Here is a 16,068-nt window from a genome sequence, read left to right as displayed (position 1 = left end):
CGTTTGCTTCACAGGGAAGCATAGTCTTCGCGACGGGCGGTGACCAGTGCAGCAACGCCGCGCCCCGTCTCAGCCGATCATCGGCCCGCCCGGCCCCTGCGTTTCGTCGTAGTGCCGCTTGAGCCGTTGCAGCGCGATGCGCAGCACGATCTTGCCCGAGCGCGCGGACCAGCCCAGCCGGCGCTCGGCGCTTTCGAGCCCTTCGAGGTAGCAACAGCACCGCAACGCGACGTCGCCGAGCCCCGGTCCGAGATCGCGCAACGCCGCGGCGACACGTTCGCGCGCGGCTTCCGACGCGCCGCGGCCGCCCGCAGGCGGCGCCCCGGTGCAACCGGCCGTCAGGAAGCGCTGCCAGTTCTGGGTGACGGCGCTGCCCACCTGGGCAAGCTCGAAATCCTCGCGCAGGCGCTCGCCCGCGCGCAGCAGTGCCTCCGGCAGGAACGGCGCGCCGTCGCGGTCGCGCCGCCGCGCAAGCGCGACAAGCGGGGTATCCTGCGCGCAATAGCGCCCGCGCCGCGCCGCGCTCGCGCGGTAGCGGGCCTGCGCCTCGCCGAACCCGGTCGCGTCGTCGTCGCGCTCGCCCGCGAACTCCTGAAGCGCGCTCCGGCCTGCCGCGGTCAGCGCGTATTGCGCGATGCGCCCGGGCTTCAGACACTCGATCCATTCCTTGAGGGCGAGCGCCTGCGCCACCTCGGCATCCAGCACCGCGGTGCGGATCGACGTGCCGTCCGGCGTGTCGCGCACCACCACGGCCTTCTCCATCCCCTCGGCCACGGCGAGACGCGCGCCGGTTTCGGCCATGCGGGACAGCACGCGCCGCGCCTCGCGCGTCAGGGTGTCTCCGTCCATGAGCGGCGCGCCCCGGAGTTGGGCCGCGCGGGCTGCGCCGCGGTCCGGGAAAAGCGCGGTGCCCAGCCCGCGCAACGCCGCATCGGTCAGCGGGTCGTCGCGCCGCGCCTCGATGCGGCGCACCTGCCGCAGCACCGTCGATGCGTGGCACCCCGCGCTTCGGGCGAGATGGCGGATCGTGAGTCCTGCCTCGGTATGGGCGAGATAATGCACGGCCGCCGCCGGAACCCAGTCCGGACAGGCGACCGGAAAGGAGCGGCCTTCGCTCCGCGCTATCGGCGTCGATCCCCCCACGGTTTCCGCGCGCCCCCGTCGTTCCACAGAGTTGTCCACAACCATTGCGAGAATTGGTTACCCATTCGTAAATTTCCAGATCGTCAAAGCAGTATTGTTTCCAATTGATAAACAATTGCAACGCGGCCGCGCGATCTTCCATGCCGCGGCGCAACACGCGTTCAGGTTGTGTCACAGTCCCGTCTCGCCAAGGCAGAGGGGAACATACCATGCAGGATATCACCAGAATGCTCGCCGATCTGCGCCGCCCGGCGCTGCTCGTGCGGACCGCGCGCATCGGCGCCGCGGAGTACCGCCGCGAGGCGCATCTGCCACGCGTGCTGGGCTACGGGGCGCTGCCGCGCAGCGCCGAGGCGGCCCTGAGGCTCTTCACGCTCGAGGGCGAACTGGAGGCGGCGCGCCGCGACGCGCGCGCCGACTACAGCCCCGCGCGCCATGTCGAGGTGCTGATCGCGCTCATGGGCGAGGCGCGGATGTTGCGCGCCGCGCCCGGGGTCAGCTGAAGGCGTCGGGCATCGAGGCCTTCTTCTCGGCGACATAGGCCGAAAGCGCCTCGGTCACGGCCGGATCGAGCGCGGGCTGCTGATACTGGCCCATCAGCTTGTCGACCCGCTCGGAGGCGAGCGAGACCGTGTCGCGCGCGCCTTCCTCGTCCCAGGTCTCGAAGGGCTTGTAGTCGAAGAGCTCGGTACGCCAGAACGCCGACTTGAAGTTGCCCTGGGTGTGCGCGCAGCCAAGGTAATGACCGCCCGGCCCGACCTCGCGGATCGCGTCGAGGGCCTGCGCGTTCTCGTCCATCGCGATGCCCTGGGCGAATTTGTGCAGCACGCCGAGCTGGTCGGCATCCATCACGAACTTCTCGAAGGAGGCGACGAGCCCGCCCTCGAGCCAGCCGCAGGAGTGCAGCATGAAGTTCACGCCGCCGAGCAGCGCGGCGTTCAGCGTCTGCGTCGTCTCGTAGGCGGCCTGCGCGTCGGGCAGCTTGGAGCCGCAGAGCCCGCCGCCCGAGCGGAAGGGCAGGTTCATCCGCCGCGCGAGCTGGCCCGCGCCGTAGAGGATCTGGCTCGCCTCCGGGGTGCCGAAGGTGGGCGCGCCCGAGTTCATGTCGATCGAGGTGACGAAGGCGCCGAAGATCACCGGCGCGCCCGGCCGCACGAGCTGCGCGTAGCCGATCCCGGCCATGACCTCGGCCAGCACCTGCGTGAGCGTGCCCGCCACCGAGACCGGCGCCATGGCGCCGCCCACGATGAAGGGCGAGACGATGCAGGCCTGGTTGTTGCGCACATAGACCTCGAGCGCGCCCATCATCACGTCGTCGAAGGTCATGGGCGAGTTCACGTTGATGAGCGAGGTCATCACCGTGTTCTGCTGCACGAACTCCTGCCCGAAGAGGATCTCGCACATCTCCACGCTGTCCTGCGCGCGCGAGGGTTCGGTCACCGAGCCCATGAAGGGCTTGTCCGACAGCGTCATGTGCGCAAGCAGCATGTCAAGGTGGCGCTTGTTCACCGGCACGTCGGTCGGCTCGCAGACCGTGCCGCCCGAATGGTGCAGCCATTTCGACATGTAGCCCAGCTTCACGAACTTGCGGAAATCCTCCATCGTGGCGTAGCGTCGGCCGCCGGCGAGATCGCGCACGAAGGGAGGGCCGTAGACCGGCGCGCAGACCAGCGTGTTGCCGCCGATCTCCACCGATTTTTCCGGGTTGCGCGCCATCTGGGTGTAGCGCGCGGGCGCCTTCGCGCAGAGTTCGCGGGCCAGCCCGCGCGGAATGTGCACCCGCTCGCCCTGCACGTCCGCCCCCGCCTCGCGCCAGCGCGCCAGCGCCTCGGGGTTCTGCACGAAGTTGACCCCGATCTCCTCGAGGAGGATCTCGGCGTTCGCCTCGATGATCTCCAGCGCCTCGGCGTTCAGGATCTCGAAAAGCGGGATGTTGCGCTCGATGAAGCGCGCGGTCTCGATGCGCACGGAGGTCCGCTCCGCACGCCGCGCCGCGCCGCCGCCACCGCCTCGGGCCCGTCTGCGGGTTGCTGCCTCGGTCATGTCTCACCTCGCGCGCCAGGGTTTCGGGTGGACAGGGTGTAACGCCGCGCCCGTCCTCCTGCGGTGATCGTTTGCGGCCAGTTTCGGACGAAAACGACATGGCGCGGCATCATGCGCCCTTGCACGCGCTTGCGCGTCCGCATCGCGCGGCTTAGAGGGCAGCCATGACACAGCCTGCCCATGACCGCCTGCTCATCGTCGATTTCGGGTCCCAGGTGACGCAGCTCATCGCGCGGCGCCTGCGCGAACTCGACACCTATTGCGAGATCCACCCCTTCCAGAACGTCACCGAGGCGTTTCTCGAAGAGTTCCGCCCCAAGGCGGTGATCCTGTCGGGCGGACCGGCCTCAGTCACCGATCCGGAGAGCCCGCGCCCGCCCGAGGCCGTCTTCGCGCTCGGCGTGCCGGTGCTGGGCATCTGCTACGGACAGCAGGTGATGATGCAGATGCTGGGCGGCCGGGTGGAGCGCGGCGACGGCACCGCGGAGTTCGGCCGCGCCTATGTCGTGCCCACCGCGACGCGTCTCGATCTGCTGGAGGGCTGGTTCGACACGGGGCGCGAGCAGGTCTGGATGAGCCACGGCGATCACGTGGCCGCGCTCGCTCCGGGCTTCGAGGTCTTCGGCACCTCGCCCGGCGCCCCCTTCGCCGTGACCGCCGACCCCGAACGCCACTTCTACGCCGTGCAGTTCCACCCGGAGGTGCACCACACGCCGAACGGCGGCAGGCTTTACGCCAACTTCCTGAAGATCGCGGGTTTCACCGGCGACTGGACCATGGGCGCCTACCGCGACGAGGCGATCGAGAAGATCCGCGCGCAGGTGGGCGACGCCAAGGTGATCTGCGGTCTTTCCGGGGGTGTCGATTCCTCGGTGGCCGCCGTCCTCATCCACGAGGCGATCGGCGACCAGCTGACCTGCGTCTTCGTGGATCACGGGCTTCTGCGCCTCAACGAGGCCGAGGAAGTCGTCTCGATGTTCCGCGATCACTACAACATCCCGCTCGTCCACGTGGACGAGACGGAGCGCTTCCTGTCGGCGCTGGAAGGCGTGTCCGATCCGGAAACGAAACGCAAGATCATCGGAGGACTGTTCATCGACGTCTTCCAGGAGCATGCCGACGGCATCGAGGGGGCGGAATTCCTGGCCCAGGGCACGCTTTACCCCGACGTGATCGAATCGGTCTCCTTCTCGGGCGGTCCGTCGGTGACGATCAAGAGCCACCACAACGTGGGCGGCCTGCCCGAGAAGATGGGCCTGAAGCTCGTGGAGCCCTTGCGCGAGCTTTTCAAGGACGAGGTGCGCGTCCTCGGCGGCGAGCTTGGCCTGCCCGGGAACTTCATCGGCCGCCACCCCTTCCCCGGCCCCGGCCTCGCCATCCGCTGCCCGGGCGAGATCACCCGCGACAAGCTGGAGATCCTGCGCAAGGCCGACGCGGTCTACATCGACCAGATCCGCAAGCACGGGCTTTACGACGAGATCTGGCAGGCCTTCGCCGCGATCCTGCCCGTGCGCACGGTGGGCGTGATGGGCGACGGGCGGACCTACGACTACGCCTGCGCGCTCCGCGCCGTGACCTCGGTGGACGGCATGACGGCCGACGTCTACCCGTTCAGCCACGAGTTCCTCTCCGAGACGGCGACGCGCATCATCAACGAGGTGCGCGGCATCAACCGGGTGACCTACGACATCACGTCGAAGCCCCCGGGCACGATAGAGTGGGAATGACCCGGGCGCGCCGGGGCGCTCTGGCGCGCCGCCGGACGGGCTGCTAAGCGAAGGCATGGCCACGCGCGACGCCCCTGCCCCGGTCCGATCGCCGACCCTCCTCGCCGGTTTCTGGATGGTCGGGACGGTCCTCTCTTTCACATCGATGGCGGTGGCGGGGCGGGAGCTGTCGGCGGGTCTCGATACCTTCGAGATCATGCTCTACCGCAGCCTCGTGGGCGTGGGGATCGTGCTGGCGGTCGGCGCCGCGGCGGGCACGCTATCGCAGGTGAGCGTGCTGCGGTTCCGCCTGCATGTCATCCGCAACGTCACCCATTTCACCGCGCAGAACCTCTGGTTCTACGCGATCGCGACCATCCCGCTCGCGCAGGTGGTGGCGCTGGAGTTCACCTCGCCGCTCTGGGTCGTGCTGCTGGCGCCGCTCGTCCTCGGTGAGCGTCTGACGCCCGTCCGCGCGCTTGCCGCGCTTCTGGGCTTCGTCGGCATCCTGATCGTCGCGCGCCCCGGCGTGACACCGCTCGAGGCCGGGCAGGTCACCGCCGCGGGGGCGGCGCTGGGCTTCGCGCTGACTGCGCTCGCCACCCGCGCGCTGACCCGCACCGAGAGCATCACCTGCATCATGTTCTGGCTCACTTTGATGCAGGCCTTTCTCGGGCTGGCCGCGGCCGGGGTGGACGGCGACATCGCCCTGCCCGGTCCGGGCGCGCTGCCCTTTGTCGCGCTGGTGGGTGTCGCGGGGCTTTCGGCCCATTTCTGCCTGACCAACGCGCTGCGGCTGGCACCGGCGGGGGTGGTCATGCCGATGGATTTCGCGCGGCTGCCGGTGATCGCCTTCGTCGGAATGGCACTTTACGCCGAGCCGCTGGAATGGGCGGTTCTCGTCGGCGCGCTGGTGATCTTCGCGGCCAACTGGATCAACATCCGGGCGCAAACGCGGGAAACGACGCAGGCCCTGCGTCCGGAGTGAGGCCGGCGGCCCGTCCCAGCGGGGGTTCAGCCCTAGGTTGACGTTGCGTTGCTTACCCCATGTTAACGTTCCGCCAATATTGACAGCCGTCGAAGCCCGTTCCTACTCAGGAGGTTGCGCTGCTACCGAGGGCTGTTGCGGTCGGCGCGTCAGGGGAGGAATGCAATGAAGACACTGATCGGAGCGGCATCCGCGCTCGCGCTTGCCGCCGGCGGGGCGCTTGCGGGGGGCATCGAGCGCACGACGCAATCGGCGATGATCCTCTACGAGGACGGAAATTACGGGGAGCTGAGCCTTGGCAGCGCCTCGCCCAGCGTGAGCGGGACGAGCCGCGCGCTCGGGCCTTTCCCTGCCCAGAAAATCGACAACGTGGCGGACGATTACTTCCTGCCGGGCTTCGGCCTGAAGATGGATCTCGGCGACAATCTCTCCGCCGCGCTTATCTACGATCGTCCCTTCGGCGCGGACGTGAAGTACGACCCGCTCAATCCCGTCCTCGGCGGCACCTCGGCGCAGGCCTCGACCAACGCGCTCACCGCACTTCTGAAATACCAGATCAACGAACGCGTCTCGGCCTTCGGCGGCCTGCGATATCAGACCGCCGAGGGTGACATCGGCCTGCAAGGCGCCGCGTATGGGCCAGTCTCCGGCTACGAGGTCTCGCTCGACCGCGACGCCGCGGCCGGCTATGTCCTCGGCGTCGCCTACGAGGTGCCGGAGATCGCGCTTCGCGTGGCGCTGACCTACAACTCCGAGATCACCCACGAGATGGGAACGCGCGAGACGATTGGCGGCACCCCCATTGCGCCTCCTTCGGTGACAGAGGTCAAGACCCCGCAAAGCGTCAACCTCGACTTCCAGACCGGCATCGCGCAGGACACGCTGCTGTTCGGCTCGGTCCGCTGGGTGGAGCACTCGGCCTTCCGGGTGGATCCGCAGGGGTTCGTCGGCGCCACGGGCGACGGCCTCATCGACCTCGAGGACACGACGACCTACCGGCTCGGCCTCGGGCGGCGCTTCAGCGACAAGTGGACGGGCTCCGTCACCCTCGCGTACGAGGCGCCGGGCGACGATCTCGTCTCGCCGCTCGCCCCGTCCACGGGATATACGCAGGTCGCGCTCGGCGCGGCCTACCAAGCGACCGAGATGATGCAGATCGCGGGCGGCGTGAGTTACACCGTCCTCGGCGACGCCAAGCCCGAGACGGGAACGCCCGACGTCGCGCGCGCCGATTTTTCCGACAATGACGTCGTCGGCGTGGGGCTGCGCGTCTCGTTCAATTTCTGACATTCCTTCATCCCCGCTCAAGGCCCCGCCCCATCCCGGGCGGGGCCTTTTGCTGCGCGAGGGGGTTTGACCGGGGCTCGCGCTCTGGCTAAGGCGCTTCTGGAACGATGGGACGGCCCCCGGCATGATCTACGAGACCGCGACGGACTGGCTTGATGCGCCCGAAAAGCGCGTGGTGCTTTTCGGCATGTCCGGGCTTGGCAAGACACGGCTTTCGGCCCTGCTGCGCGAGCAGGGAGGCTGGTTCCATTACTCCGTCGATTACCGCATCGGCACACGCTACATGGGTGAGCACATCGCCGACCTTTTCAAGCTGGAGGCGATGAAGGTCCCGTTCCTGCGCGAATTGCTGATGTCCGACTCGATCACGATCGACTCGAAGATCCGCTTCGACAACCTCGCGCCGCTGTCGAAATACCTTGGAAAACCGGGGGATCCGGCGAAGGGCGGGCTGGAGTTCGAAGAATACATGCGCCGGCAGGCGCAGCACCGGGCCGCCGAGCGTGCGGCGATGCTCGACACCGGCCATTTCGTGACGCGCGCCCGCGAGATCTATGGTTACCGGAACTTCGTCTGCGACACTTCGGGCTCGATCTGCGAGATCGTCGATCCCGAGAACCCGGCCGACGCGATCCTTGCGGCGCTCTCCGCAACGGCCCTGCTGGTGTGGATCGAGGGATCCGAGGCCCACACCGCGGAGCTCGTCCGCCGGTTCGACCGGGCCCCGAAGCCGATGTATTACCAGCCCGATTTCCTGCGCGCGGCCTGGAGGGAGCACCTCGAGGAAACGGCCCTTCCCGAAACCGAAGTGGACCCGGACGCCTTCGTGCGGCGGACCTATGCGCGCGCGCTCGCGCACCGGCAGCCGCGCTACGCCGCGATGGCGCGCTGGGGCGTCACGGTAAGCGCCGACGAGGTCGCCGCCGTCAGCGACGCCGCGGGCTTCGAGGCGCTGCTGGCCCGCGCGCTTGAGCGCCGCGCCGAATAGGCGTATCCCCGCCCTTTTCCCCAGAAGGCCGACCGACCATGCCGATCAAGATCCCGTCCGACCTGCCCGCCTACGGCATCCTCTCGCGCGAGGGCGTCATGGTCATGTCGGAAGAGCTTGCGGCGCGGCAGGACATCCGGCCCCTGCGCATCGGGCTGCTCAACCTCATGCCGCAGAAGATCCAGACCGAGACACAGTTCGCGCGGCTCATCGGGGCCACGCCGCTGCAGATCGAGCTCAGCCTGATCCGCATGACCGAGCACCAGACCAAGACGACCGCGCCCGAGCACATGGAAAGCTTCTACCGCCCCTTCGCCGAGGTCGAGGCGTCGGGCGAGAAGTTCGACGGCCTCGTCATCACCGGCGCGCCGATCGAGCATCTGCCCTTCGACGAGGTGACCTACATCGAAGAGCTCCGCCGCGTCTTCGAGTGGACGCAGAGCCACGTCCACGCCACCTTCGGCGTGTGCTGGGGCGGCATGGCGATGATCCACCATTTCCACGGGGTCGAGAAGCACATGCTGCCCGAAAAGGCGTTCGGATGCTTCCGCCACCGCAACCTGGCCCCCGCCTCTCCCTACCTGCGCGGTTTTTCCGACGACCTCCTGATCCCGGTGAGCCGCTGGACAGAGATGCGCCAGGCCGAGATCGACGCCGCGCCCGGCCTTCGCACGCTGATCGCGAGCGACGAGGTGGGCCCCTGCCTTGTCGAGGATACCGCGCACAGGGCGCTCTACATCTTCAACCATCTCGAATACGACAGCGATACGCTGAAGCAGGAATACGACCGCGACGCGGCGGCGGGGACCGATATCGCGGTGCCGGTGAACTATTATCCCGGCGACGACCCGACGCGCCCGCCCGCCAACCGCTGGCGCAGCCACGCGCACCTGCTATACGGGAACTGGATCGCCGAGATCTACCTGACCACCCCCTTCGACCTTTCTGAGATCGGGCAAAGCGTCACCGATCTTCGGCGGGAACGCGTGTGAGCCCCCTCGCCACCGGCCTCGTCGTCCTCGCGCTCGTCCTCGGCGGCGGCACGCTCGCGACCCTCGTGAAGGCGGCCCGGCACGAGGCCCGGACAGAGGCGACCTACCCGCCCCAGGGCCGGATCGTGACGGTGGACGGCCACCCGGTACACGCCTACGTCTCGGGCGCGGGGCCGGATGTCGTTCTGATCCACGGGGCAAGCGGGAACCTGCGCGACTATACCTTCGACCTCGCCGGGCGGCTGTCTCGGCACTACCGGGTGATCGCGCTGGACCGTCCCGGCCTCGGCTACACCCCGCGCCTGCCCGGACCGGAGCCGGCGAGCCTCGAGGCGCAGGCACGCCTCCTCTCCGGTGCGGCGGCGGCACTCGGCGCCGAGCGGCCGCTGGTGCTGGGCCATTCCTACGGCGGCGCCGTGGCGCTGGCCTGGGCGGTGCATGTGCCCGACCGCCTCTCCGCCCTGGTGCTTCTCGGTGCGGCCTCGAACCCGTGGGAGGCAGGTCTGAGTCTTTATTACCGTCTCGCCTCGCATCCCTGGCTCGGCCCCGTGACGGTGGCGCTTATCGCCGCCTGGGTCCCCGACCGGGTGGTGACCGACGCGGTGGCCGAGGTGTTCGAGCCGCAGCCCCCGCCGCGGGGATACGCCGCGCATTTCGGCCCGGGCCTTGCGCTGCGCCGCGCGACGCTGCGCGAGAACGCGCTTCAGCGCGCCGCGATCAAGGACGAGATCATCGGCATGGTCCCGCGCTACGACGCGATCACCGTTCCCACGGAGATCCTGCACGGCACCGCGGACCGGACCGTGGGTCTGCGGATCCATTCCGAACCGCTCGCCCGCCAGATCACCCATGCCCGGCTGACGCGCCTTGCCGGGGTGGGCCACATGCCGCACCACGCCGAGCCCGAAGCCGTGATCGAGGCCGTGGACCGCGCCGCCGCCAGCGCCGGATTGCGCTGATCCACCCTGCCCGTCATGATCCCCCGAAAGGAGGGACGACCATGCCGCTGAGCCTGCCTTTCGACGAGGCCATCACCCGCTACTACGAAACCTCCGCGCCTTCAGAGATCCGCGCCGCGATCGCACGGGGCCGCAAGGGCGATATCCTCGACCCCGACTACCCGCACGACAGCCGCATGGAGAAAAAGAGCTACAAGCGCCAGCTCGGCACGCTTCAGATCGAACTGGCCAAGCTGCAGGCCTGGGCCAAGGCGTCGGGCGCGCGCGTCGCCGTCGTTTTCGAGGGCCGCGATGCGGCCGGCAAGGGCGGCTCCATCAAGCGGTTCCGCGAAAACCTCAATCCGCGCGTCGCGCGGCTCGTGGCACTGCCAAAGCCGTCGGACCGCGAGGCCACGCAATGGTACTTCCAGCGTTACGTCGAACAGCTTCCCGCCGCGGGCGAGATCGTGCTCTTCGACAGGTCCTGGTACAATCGCGGCGTGGTGGAAAAGGTCATGGGCTTTTGCACCGAGGCCGAGCGCGAGACGTTCTTCCGCCAGGTGCCCGAGTTCGAGAAGCTTCTCGTGGACGAGGGTATCGTGCTCGTGAAGATCTGGCTCAACGTCGGCCGCGCGGAACAGCTGCGCCGTTTCCTCGCCCGCGAGGCCGATCCGCTGAAGCGGTGGAAGCTCTCGCGCATCGACGTGGAAGGGCTCTCCCTCTGGGACGCGTATACCGACGCCATCGCCGAGACCTTCGCGCGCTCCCATGCCTCGATCGCCCCTTGGGTGGTGATCCGCTCCGACGACAAGCGTCGCGCCCGGCTGGAGGCGATCCGCGCCGTGCTGGAGCGGCTCGACTATCCCGGACGCGACGACGCGGCGATCGGGACGGGCGATCCGAAGATACGCGGCGGACCGGAGCTTTGGCGTGGCTAAACGGGGTTACCACCACGGCAACCTTCGCCAGGCGCTGGTGGATGCCGCGCTGGAGCTGATCGAGGCGAAAGGACCCGAGGGGTTCACCCTCAGCGAAGCGGCGAAACAGGCCGGCGTGACGCCCGCCGCGGTCTACCGGCATTTCGAGGGCCGCGCGGATCTCATCGCCGAGGCGGCGCGGCAGGGCTACGAGATCTTCGCCGACGTGATGCAGCATGCGTATGACAGCGGCCAGCCCTCGGCGCTCGCCGCCTTCGAGGCGACGGGACGCGCGTATCTTGCCTTTGCGCGGAAGCATCCCGGTCACTACATCGCGATGTTCGAAAGCGGGGTCGGCGTGAACCGCACCCCCGAACTGGCCGCCGCGGCCGCGCGGGCCCGTGGCGTTCTGGAACGCGCGGCAGAGGATCTTTCGCGGCATATCCCGCCCGAAAAGCGCCCCCCCGCGGCGATGTTCTCCGCCCATGTCTGGGCGATGAGCCACGGCGTCGTCGAACTCTTCGCACGGCAGGCCCCGGGCCGCGCGTCGCCCTTTCCGCCCGAGGAATTGCTGGAAAGCGGGATCGGCATCTACCTTCGCGGCCTGGGCCTCATCCCGCCCGACGCGTGAGCGGCGCGTAACGAGCATCCCGACGGCCGGGGATCGACCCGCTTGCGTTCAGCCCATGACGCCGCCAACCGGAACAAAGGGTCGTTCCGGCCGTCGAACCACTGCCGAAACGAGAAAGGGCCCCTCGCGGGGCCCTTTCCATCCGGTGCGATACGCCTCAGCGCTTGGAGAACTGGAAGCTCCGGCGCGCCTTGGCGCGGCCGTATTTCTTGCGCTCCACCACGCGGCTGTCGCGGGTGAGAAAGCCCGCCGCCTTGAGCGGCCCGCGCAGGGCCGGGTCGTAGAACTGCAGCGCCTGCGAGATGCCGTGCTTCACCGCGCCCGCCTGGCCGGAAAGCCCGCCGCCCTTCACGGTGCACATCACGTCGAACTGGTCCTCGACGCCCGCCACCTGGAACGGCTGGCGCAGGATCATCTGCAGCACCGGCCGCGCGAAGTACTTGCTCATGTCCTTGCCGTTCACGCTGACCTTGCCGGAGCCCGGCTTGATCCACACGCGCGCCACGGCATCCTTGCGCTTGCCCGTCGCGTAGGACCGGCCCAGGTCGTCGCGGATCGCCTCGCGCGTCGGCGCGGGCGCTGCCACGGCGCTTTCGCCGCCGGTCACGGTCTCGAGGTCCTCGAGCGATTTGATTTCGTCCGCCATCACTTCGCCACCCGCGTGTTCTTGGAATTCATCGACTTCACGTCCAGCACCTCGGGCTGCTGCGCCTCGTGGGGATGCTGGGTTCCGGCGTAGACACGCAGGTTGGTCATCTGCTTCCGCGCAAGCCGGTTGCCGGGAAGCATCCGCTTGACCGCCAGTGTCACCACGCGCTCGGGATGGGCGCCGTCAAGGATCTGCGCCTTGGTGCGCGACTTGATCCCGCCGGGATAGCCGGTGTGCCAGAAGTGCTCTTCGGTGCGCTTCTTGCCGGTCAGCTGCACCTTGTCGGCGTTGATGACGATGACGTTGTCGCCGCAATCCATGTGCGGGGTGAAGGACGGCTTGTGCTTGCCGCGCAGCCGGGTGGCGACGATCGAGGCGAGGCGGCCTAGAACGACGCCCTCGGCGTCGATCACGATCCACTTCTTGTCGATCTCCGCCGGGGTGGCAGAGTAGGTTTTCATTCGGGTCGCCCTCAGGGTCTGGAACTGTTCGACGGCGGGACAGCGCCCACCGCGTCTGAATGGCCGGGTTATACGCGCAGCGCGCGTGCAGTCAAGGCGCGCCCACCCCATTTAATTCATGCGTTTCAGCAACTTGGAAAATAGGTATAAAGATACCCCATATTTCTGCCCGCCATCGCCTCACTCGGGCCGGCAGATCTCGCCGCGTCCGATCGCGCGCCCCGTGCGGACGAGCAGCCCCGCCACGAGCCCGCCGAGCAGCGCGAGCGCCGCCGCGCCGATCCAGCCATGGGCGGCGGAGTCCGCCAGCGCGCCATAGCGGAACGCCGCGATCGAGAACGCCGCGACCGGGAAGGACAGCGCCCAGAAGGAAAGCGCGAAGGACAGCCTGGCAAGCTGCGGCACCTGCACCGCGACCAGGGCGGCGAAGACGCAGGCGGCGTAGAAGAGGATCCGCGCGAACGCGTCGAGCCCGCCGGCAAGCTGGACATAGGCCAGGAACGCCACCGCGGGCGGCGCGATCAGGATCACGAGCGTCGGGAAAAGTCGCGCCGGAACCGGGTCGTGGAAGACGAGGCGGTTCATGACGAGCGTCAGCAGCACGCCCCAGAACACGAGCCCCGCCGAAAAGAACAGCCACGACAATTCCGCGTAGCCGAGCGGCACGCCGGCCACCGGCACGATCACGTTGCCCACCGCGGGAATGAACCACGCGGGCGTGAGGTGACCCACCTGGAAGGGGCGGTGGCCGATCCAGCCGGAGACCACGGCCAGCGTCAGGACCGCCTGCCCCGCCCCGCCCAGCCACCAGATCGTCCGCGCGGCGCCGGGGTGGTGCGGCAGAAGCGCCGTCGCCATCAGCAGCAGCGAAATCGAGACGGTGGGAAAGAAGGCCAGCTTGACCGGGTGCTGCCACTCCGCCGCGACCGCGCCGGGATGGCGCAGGATCTTGAGCGCGTAGATGGCGGCGATCGCCAGGAAGATCGCGATGCCCAGCCACATCGCGGCCTCCGACGCGCGGGCAAGGCCCGGCCAGAGCCCCGTGCCGGCATGGCAGGCGAGACTGAGGCCCATGATCCCCATGACGATCGCGAAAAACGTGATCGGGAAATGTTCGAGACGGTTGCCCGCCTGCTCCCCGGCCTGCCCTGCCTTGCCTGTCGTCATCATCCGCGCTCCCCGTGACCGTTTCGCATGCTGCCGCCCCTGCCTGCGCGCGGCGCGGTGTCGCTTCCATGACGCAGATCAACTGCGCTTGCCACGTTCATGCGGCGATGCGGCGATTGCCTGTTGCGCGACTCGCCAATCATCCCTAGGCGCGCGCTACAGATATCGGGACCGATCCCAACTCCGGGCCACCGGGGGGGCGCTAAGGGACCGCTGGATTCAATCTGCTGGCTAGAAGGGGAGCGCCATGAAGGACGCCAACCTCTTCCAACTGGGGATCGGTCTGGAGACAGGCGCCCAAGCGGAAGACACCGACACAGGCACCAATGTGCCTTTCATCCAAACACCCGCGCGGGATCTCTTCGACGAGACGCGCGAGGACCATTTCATCCGCCACGACGGCGCCGTCTTCGCGGGCACGCATCTCATCATCGAGGTGGTGAACGGCCATGGCCTCGACGACGAGGCGCGGATCGCGCAGGCGTTCCACGACTGCGTGGACCGCTGCGGCGCGACGCTGCTGCACATCCACACGCACAGGTTCAGCCCCCAGGGCGTGAGCGGCGTGGCGGTGCTGGCCGAAAGCCACATCAGCGTGCACACCTGGCCCGAGATCGGCTACGGCGCCTTCGACGTCTTCATGTGCGGCGACGCCCGGCCATGGCGTGCGGTCGATGTCCTGAAGGCGGCCTTCGCCACGTCGGACGTCCGCGTGAGGGAACTGCGCCGCGGCGAGGGCGTGGTGGCCGAGGCGGGCATCGCGGCATGACCGGCTGGATGCGCGAGACGCTGCACCGGGACCACGCGCAGGCCCTGCGCGTGGAGCGGCTGCTCTACGACAGCGAAACCGACCACCAGCGCCTCCAGGTCTTCGAGAACGCAACCTTCGGCCGCGTGCTGACGCTCGACGGGGTGGTGCAGACCACCGAGGCCGACAATTTCATCTACCACGAGATGCTGACGCATGTGCCGATCCTCGCCCATGGCGCGGCGCGGCGCGTGCTCATCGTGGGGGGCGGCGACGGCGGAATGGCGCGCGAGGTGCTCAAGCACCCCGGCGTCGCCCGGCTGACCATGGTCGAGATCGACGCCGGCGTCGTGGCCTTCTCGAAGGAATACCTGCCGATGCTCTCCGCCGGGGCCTTCGACGACCCGCGGCTCGAGCTGGTGATCGCCGACGGCGCGGAATTCATGCGCGCGGACGGCCCGGATTACGACGTCATCATCATCGATTCGACGGATCCCGTGGGACCCGGCGATGTGCTTTTCACCGACAGCTTCTACGGCCACGCCAAGCGGCGCCTGGCGGAGGGCGGCATCCTCGTCACCCAGAACGGCGTGCCCTTCCTGCAACCGGACGAGCTGATCGGCACGATGGGCGCCTTCCGGGCGCTCTTCGCCGACCCGGCCTGCTACCTCGCCACGATCCCGACCTATGCCGGCGGCCCCATGGCCTTCGGCTGGGGCAGCGACGGGGACGCGCGCGCCACGCCGCTCGACGTGCTCGAGGGGCGCTTCGCCGAGAGCGGGATCGCGACGGACTACTACACGCCCGAGGTGCACAAGGCGGCCTTCGCCCTGCCGGGCTACGTCCGGCGCCTGCTGGCCTGAGCCCGACGCCGGGCGCGCGCCCCCGCCCCCGCTTCTTCTTGGCCCAAATACTCTCGGGGGGGTGAGCCCCGCGAGGGGCGAGGGGGGCCGACGGCCCCCCTACCCCGCGGCGCGCCCCTGTCGCGGCGGGATCGAGTAGGTCATGCTCGCGCGCGCCACGGGCTCTTCCGCGCCTTCCGAGAAAAGCAGCACGTCGCCCACCGCCAGCGTGCGCCCCAGCTTCAGCAGGCGGCAGCGCGCGATCATGTCGCGCCCGGCCGCGGGCTTGCGCATGAAATCCATCGAACAGCCGGTGGTGACCGCCAGCGCCTCCGGCCCGATCATCGCCAGAAGCGCGAGGTAGACCGACACGTCGGCCAGCGCGAACATCGACGGCCCCGAGACGGTGCCGCCGGGGCGCAGATGCCGCTCGGCCACGGCGAGGCGGACGTCGATCTCGCGTTCGGCCACCCGCTCGATCACGAACTCCTCCGCCACCTGCGGGAACTCGCGGCGCAAAAACTGCGTGAGCGCGCCCGCGTCCATCTTGACCGCCATGCTTTCCTCC

At 68.8% G+C, this 16,068-nt stretch carries 17 protein-coding genes; 11 read left to right on the top strand and 6 right to left on the bottom strand.

Translation table 11 applies throughout. The features are described from left to right. Positions 1-69: 69 nt before the first annotated feature. Positions 70-1,062, bottom strand: a complete 993-nt coding sequence (locus tag AB6A69_RS06400) for a DUF6456 domain-containing protein (protein WP_371038937.1) — start codon at positions 1,060-1,062, stop codon at positions 70-72. Between the two features lie 290 nt (positions 1,063-1,352). On the opposite strand from AB6A69_RS06400, the gene AB6A69_RS06395 reads away from it, so the two are divergent. Further along, positions 1,353-1,646: a DUF6477 family protein gene (locus AB6A69_RS06395; RefSeq protein ID WP_371055473.1), complete on the top strand. Its 294-nt coding sequence runs from the start codon at positions 1,353-1,355 to the stop codon at positions 1,644-1,646. Here the strand turns inward: AB6A69_RS06395 and AB6A69_RS06390 are convergent. Next, complete coding sequence (locus AB6A69_RS06390) at positions 1,639-3,186, bottom strand: trimethylamine methyltransferase family protein (protein ID WP_371055474.1); 1,548 nt, start codon at positions 3,184-3,186, stop codon at positions 1,639-1,641. The two genes, AB6A69_RS06395 and AB6A69_RS06390, sit on opposite strands and share 8 nt — an antisense overlap. A gap of 164 nt (positions 3,187-3,350) precedes the next feature. Here AB6A69_RS06390 and guaA point away from each other — a divergent pair, with 164 nt between their 5' ends. The 8 genes from guaA to AB6A69_RS06350 all read left to right on the top strand — a co-directional run bounded on the left by guaA (position 3,351) and on the right by AB6A69_RS06350 (position 11,633). Next, positions 3,351-4,913 (top strand): glutamine-hydrolyzing GMP synthase, encoded by a 1,563-nt coding sequence (gene guaA, locus AB6A69_RS06385; protein ID WP_371060148.1) that lies wholly within the window; start codon positions 3,351-3,353, stop codon positions 4,911-4,913. 115 nt (positions 4,914-5,028) lie between these two features. Beyond that, positions 5,029-5,880: a DMT family transporter gene (locus AB6A69_RS06380; protein WP_371060147.1), complete on the top strand. Its 852-nt coding sequence runs from the start codon at positions 5,029-5,031 to the stop codon at positions 5,878-5,880. A gap of 165 nt (positions 5,881-6,045) precedes the next feature. After that, the gene (locus tag AB6A69_RS06375; protein ID WP_371060146.1) at positions 6,046-7,167 is read left to right on the top strand and encodes an OmpP1/FadL family transporter; all 1,122 of its coding nucleotides are present in this window, start codon (positions 6,046-6,048) and stop codon (positions 7,165-7,167) included. 124 nt (positions 7,168-7,291) lie between these two features. Beyond that, on the top strand, positions 7,292-8,155 hold the full coding sequence (locus tag AB6A69_RS06370; RefSeq protein ID WP_371060145.1) for an ATPase: 864 nt from the start codon (positions 7,292-7,294) through the stop codon (positions 8,153-8,155). A 38-nt stretch (positions 8,156-8,193) separates the two neighbouring features. Continuing rightward, positions 8,194-9,147, top strand: a complete 954-nt coding sequence (gene metA, locus AB6A69_RS06365; RefSeq protein WP_371060144.1) for a homoserine O-succinyltransferase — start codon at positions 8,194-8,196, stop codon at positions 9,145-9,147. Continuing rightward, entirely contained in the window at positions 9,144-10,106 is a 963-nt protein-coding gene (locus tag AB6A69_RS06360) for an alpha/beta fold hydrolase (RefSeq protein ID WP_371060143.1), read from the top strand. The genes metA and AB6A69_RS06360 overlap by 4 nt, the downstream gene beginning before the upstream one ends. A gap of 47 nt (positions 10,107-10,153) precedes the next feature. Then, positions 10,154-11,023: a polyphosphate kinase 2 gene (gene ppk2 / locus AB6A69_RS06355; RefSeq protein ID WP_371055531.1), complete on the top strand. Its 870-nt coding sequence runs from the start codon at positions 10,154-10,156 to the stop codon at positions 11,021-11,023. Continuing rightward, positions 11,016-11,633, top strand: a complete 618-nt coding sequence (locus AB6A69_RS06350; RefSeq protein WP_371060142.1) for a TetR/AcrR family transcriptional regulator — start codon at positions 11,016-11,018, stop codon at positions 11,631-11,633. The genes ppk2 and AB6A69_RS06350 overlap by 8 nt, the downstream gene beginning before the upstream one ends. A gap of 157 nt (positions 11,634-11,790) precedes the next feature. On the opposite strand, the gene rpsI is transcribed toward AB6A69_RS06350, so the two are convergent. From rpsI to AB6A69_RS06335, 3 genes are all read right to left on the bottom strand, one after another. Next, entirely contained in the window at positions 11,791-12,279 is a 489-nt protein-coding gene (gene rpsI, locus AB6A69_RS06345) for a 30S ribosomal protein S9 (RefSeq protein WP_371055479.1), read from the bottom strand. Continuing rightward, entirely contained in the window at positions 12,279-12,743 is a 465-nt protein-coding gene (gene rplM / locus AB6A69_RS06340; protein WP_371038948.1) for a 50S ribosomal protein L13, read from the bottom strand. Before rplM ends, rpsI begins: the two co-directional genes overlap by 1 nt. A 180-nt stretch (positions 12,744-12,923) precedes the next feature. Then, complete coding sequence (locus tag AB6A69_RS06335) at positions 12,924-13,910, bottom strand: SLAC1 anion channel family protein (protein ID WP_371055480.1); 987 nt, start codon at positions 13,908-13,910, stop codon at positions 12,924-12,926. Between the two features lie 247 nt (positions 13,911-14,157). Here AB6A69_RS06335 and speD point away from each other — a divergent pair, with 247 nt between their 5' ends. Next, entirely contained in the window at positions 14,158-14,679 is a 522-nt protein-coding gene (gene speD / locus AB6A69_RS06330) for an adenosylmethionine decarboxylase (protein WP_371060141.1), read from the top strand. Then, the gene (speE, locus tag AB6A69_RS06325) at positions 14,676-15,521 is read left to right on the top strand and encodes a polyamine aminopropyltransferase (protein WP_371060140.1); all 846 of its coding nucleotides are present in this window, start codon (positions 14,676-14,678) and stop codon (positions 15,519-15,521) included. The genes speD and speE overlap by 4 nt, the downstream gene beginning before the upstream one ends. A 99-nt stretch (positions 15,522-15,620) precedes the next feature. On the opposite strand, the gene AB6A69_RS06320 is transcribed toward speE, so the two are convergent. Then, positions 15,621-16,058, bottom strand: a complete 438-nt coding sequence (locus tag AB6A69_RS06320) for a PaaI family thioesterase (RefSeq protein ID WP_371060139.1) — start codon at positions 16,056-16,058, stop codon at positions 15,621-15,623. Positions 16,059-16,068 lie beyond the last annotated feature (10 nt).

Source organism: Rhodosalinus sp. 5P4, from assembly GCF_041365695.1.
Classification (GTDB): Bacteria; Pseudomonadota; Alphaproteobacteria; order Rhodobacterales; family Rhodobacteraceae; genus Rhodosalinus.
This window is presented reverse-complemented; position numbering and strand designations above follow the sequence as displayed.

Coding starts and splice junctions, on each gene's coding strand:
- AB6A69_RS06395 (WP_371055473.1), top strand. CDS start 1,353: ATGCAGGATATCACCAGAATGCTCGCCGATCTGCGCCGCCCGGCGCTG.
- AB6A69_RS06390 (WP_371055474.1), bottom strand. CDS start 3,186: ATGACCGAGGCAGCAACCCGCAGACGGGCCCGAGGCGGTGGCGGCGGC.
- guaA (WP_371060148.1), top strand. CDS start 3,351: ATGACACAGCCTGCCCATGACCGCCTGCTCATCGTCGATTTCGGGTCC.
- AB6A69_RS06380 (WP_371060147.1), top strand. CDS start 5,029: ATGGTCGGGACGGTCCTCTCTTTCACATCGATGGCGGTGGCGGGGCGG.
- AB6A69_RS06375 (WP_371060146.1), top strand. CDS start 6,046: ATGAAGACACTGATCGGAGCGGCATCCGCGCTCGCGCTTGCCGCCGGC.
- AB6A69_RS06370 (WP_371060145.1), top strand. CDS start 7,292: ATGATCTACGAGACCGCGACGGACTGGCTTGATGCGCCCGAAAAGCGC.
- metA (WP_371060144.1), top strand. CDS start 8,194: ATGCCGATCAAGATCCCGTCCGACCTGCCCGCCTACGGCATCCTCTCG.
- rpsI (WP_371055479.1), bottom strand. CDS start 12,279: ATGGCGGACGAAATCAAATCGCTCGAGGACCTCGAGACCGTGACCGGC.
- rplM (WP_371038948.1), bottom strand. CDS start 12,743: ATGAAAACCTACTCTGCCACCCCGGCGGAGATCGACAAGAAGTGGATC.
- AB6A69_RS06335 (WP_371055480.1), bottom strand. CDS start 13,910: ATGACGACAGGCAAGGCAGGGCAGGCCGGGGAGCAGGCGGGCAACCGT.
- speD (WP_371060141.1), top strand. CDS start 14,158: ATGAAGGACGCCAACCTCTTCCAACTGGGGATCGGTCTGGAGACAGGC.
- speE (WP_371060140.1), top strand. CDS start 14,676: ATGACCGGCTGGATGCGCGAGACGCTGCACCGGGACCACGCGCAGGCC.
- AB6A69_RS06320 (WP_371060139.1), bottom strand. CDS start 16,058: ATGGCGGTCAAGATGGACGCGGGCGCGCTCACGCAGTTTTTGCGCCGC.